Origin of the sequence: Streptomyces sp. HSW2009 (genome assembly GCF_040240285.1) — a bacterium.
Taxonomy (GTDB): Bacteria; Actinomycetota; Actinomycetes; order Streptomycetales; family Streptomycetaceae; genus Streptomyces.
Genome location: NZ_JBEHZD010000820.1, coordinates 1 through 2,484, shown reverse-complemented (window position 1 = coordinate 2,484; position 2,484 = coordinate 1). Strand labels below are relative to the sequence as shown.

General features: G+C 71.9%; 2 protein-coding genes. Both read left to right on the top strand.

Features of this window, described 5'->3' with window-relative positions; translation table 11 throughout:
• The first annotated feature begins 190 nt into the window (after positions 1 to 190).
• The gene (locus AAHZ94_RS32575; RefSeq protein WP_502964849.1) at positions 191 to 1,228 is read left to right on the top strand and encodes a bifunctional lytic transglycosylase/C40 family peptidase; all 1,038 of its coding nucleotides are present in this window, start codon (positions 191 to 193) and stop codon (positions 1,226 to 1,228) included.
• Positions 1,229 to 1,522: 294 nt separating this feature from the next.
• Positions 1,523 to 2,281: a phosphatase PAP2 family protein gene (locus AAHZ94_RS32570; RefSeq protein ID WP_349997314.1), complete on the top strand. Its 759-nt coding sequence runs from the start codon at positions 1,523 to 1,525 to the stop codon at positions 2,279 to 2,281.
• Positions 2,282 to 2,484: the final 203 nt, after the last annotated feature.

The window sequence follows — 2,484 nt, the reverse complement described above, 5'->3', positions numbered from 1 at the left end:
GGGGGGGGGGGGGGGGGGGGCGCCCCCCGGGGGGGGGGGGGGGCCCCCGGGCCGGGGGGGGGCCCCCCCCGCCCGTGTGACGCATGCCTCCGCCGTGTGCTCCCGCCGTGCATCGGTGGACGTCAGACGCCCTCTCGCCAAGGTGGCGGGCGTCGTCGTACCGTGCCCATCATGTCCATGTGACCGCCGGATGGGGGAGGATGGCCCGGTGCGCAAGAAGGCCTGGCTCGCTGTCAGCATCGGTATGGGGCTGTCCTTTTCCCTCGTCGCCCTGCTCGTCCTGGCCACGTACATGGTCGCGAGCAAGCTCCCGGGCGGCGGCTCGGGCGGTTCCGTGCGGCTCGTGGAGGGTTCCGTGCCGGCGGAGTACGTGAGGTTGGTGGAGGAGCACGGCAACCGCTGCCCGGCCATCAACCCGGCGCTCCTCGCCGCGCAGCTCTACCAGGAGAGCGGCTGGAACCCGAAGGCCGTGAGCCCGGCCAACGCGCGCGGTCTCGCGCAGTTCATCCCCGGCACCTGGGACGCGTACGGGGTGGACGGCGACGGCGACGGCGACCGGGACATCTGGGACCCGGTGGACGCGATCCCGTCGGCCGCCGCGTACGACTGCGCGCTCGCCAAGTACGTCAAGGGCGTGCCGGGCGACCCCACGCACAACATGTTGGCCTCCTACAACGCCGGTTCGTACGCCGTGATCAAGTACAACGGGGTGCCGCCGTACAACGAGACGCAGAACTACGTGCAGCGGATCACCACCCTGGCCAAGAGCTTCGCGGCGCCGACCCGGCCGGTGGCCGCGTCCAAGCAGGCGGCTGCGGCGATCTACTTCGCGCAGAAGCAACTCGGCAAGGACTACCTGTGGGGCGGCAACGGGACGCCGGACCAGGACGGGCGGTTCGACTGCTCGGGGCTGACGAAGGCCGCGTACGCCACCGTCGGCATCAAGTTGCCGCGCGTCGCCAACGACCAGTGGAACGCCGGGCCGCACCCCAGTCGCGACGAACTCCAACCGGGCGACCTCGTCTTCTTCGCGTACGACCTCCAGGACCCGCGGTCCATCCACCACGTCGGGATCTACGTCGGCGGCGGCAAGATGATCAATGCGCCGTACACCGGCGCGGTGATCCGTTACGACGACATCGATTCGCCGGACTACATCGGGGCGACCCGGGTCACCAAAGATGGCGCGAATGCGCTCCCCACCCCCCAGGAGCGGGCGGCCTCCTGACCGGTCGACAGCCGTTGCCCGGACCGGTTCGGGCAACGGAGCGGAAGCCGATCACGGGCACTTTCCGGGGCGTGGCGTGGCCGGAACCCTGCGTGATGCCGACTTTCTGAGCTGCGACGATGGGTCACCCTTCGATAACGTCCTGGTGATCGTTGGGTGGAGAGTGGAACGTGTTGCCCCACACAGGCGTTTCCTTCGAGTGGAATAGCAGCAGACTGGGTTGAAGGACTGCGGGGGCGGCCAGTTGCATGCAGCGACGGGCGTGACGGGCACACAGATAAGGGGCCGCGGCAGATGGCTGGACTCGCAGTGGAGTCCCCCTTGGCAGCAGAGGTCAGGGAGGGCTCGAACCCGGATGTCAGCCTGCTCTACGACATCAACGGCTGGGCACGGGACGCGCCGCACTGGTGCGACCGTGTGATGGAGTTCGTCGGCGAGTTCGGCGTCGTCTTCGCTCTGGTCGCGCTGCTGTTCGGCGCGTGGTGGAGCGCGCGCAAGCGCAGTGACGCGGCGAGCGCCACCGCCGGCCTGCTGTGGGCCCCGCTCGCCGCCGGCATCGCCCTGTTGGCCAACATCCCGATCCGCAACTTCGTGGAGCGGCCCCGCCCGTTCAAGGACCACCAGCGGGTGGTGGCCCTGGTGGACGGCAAGAGTGACTACTCGTTCGTCAGCGACCACGCCACGCTCGTCGCCGCCATCGCGGTCGCGATCTTCATGGTCAACCGCAAGTACGGGGTCTTCGCCCTGTTCATCGCGCTGGTCGCGGGCTTCTGCCGGGTCTACATGGGCGTGCACTACCCGACCGACGTGGTGGGTGGCTTCGCGCTCGGCACGGCCGTCGCGCTGTTGCTCGCCCCGCTGGCCATGATGCTGCTGACGCCGCTGGCCAGCGCGGTGGCCGACTCGCGGGTCGGCTGGCTGGTGCGGGCGGCCGGTGGCCGCAGCCACCGGCCGGCCACCGGCGTCACTGTCTCCACCGAGCAGCACCCCACCGCCGGCCCGGCCGTCCCCCAGGTCAGCGACAAGCGGCGGGACCGCGACCTGGCGGCCTGAGGGCCGGACCGCCGCGCGTCGCCGTTCCACCGCCGCGATCCTTCGCGGTGCGGTGCATTGCGGTCCCCTCGCGCCTCGCGCCCCTGCGCCCCGTTTCCGGGGCGTGGGGGCGCGCGGGGGGGGGGGCCCGGGGGGGGGGCGGGCGGCGGCGGCGGGGGGGGGGGGCGGGGGGGGCCCCGGGGGGGGGGGGACCCCCGGGCCCC

Coding starts and splice junctions, on each gene's coding strand:
- AAHZ94_RS32575 (WP_502964849.1), top strand. CDS start 191: ATGGGGGAGGATGGCCCGGTGCGCAAGAAGGCCTGGCTCGCTGTCAGC.
- AAHZ94_RS32570 (WP_349997314.1), top strand. CDS start 1,523: ATGGCTGGACTCGCAGTGGAGTCCCCCTTGGCAGCAGAGGTCAGGGAG.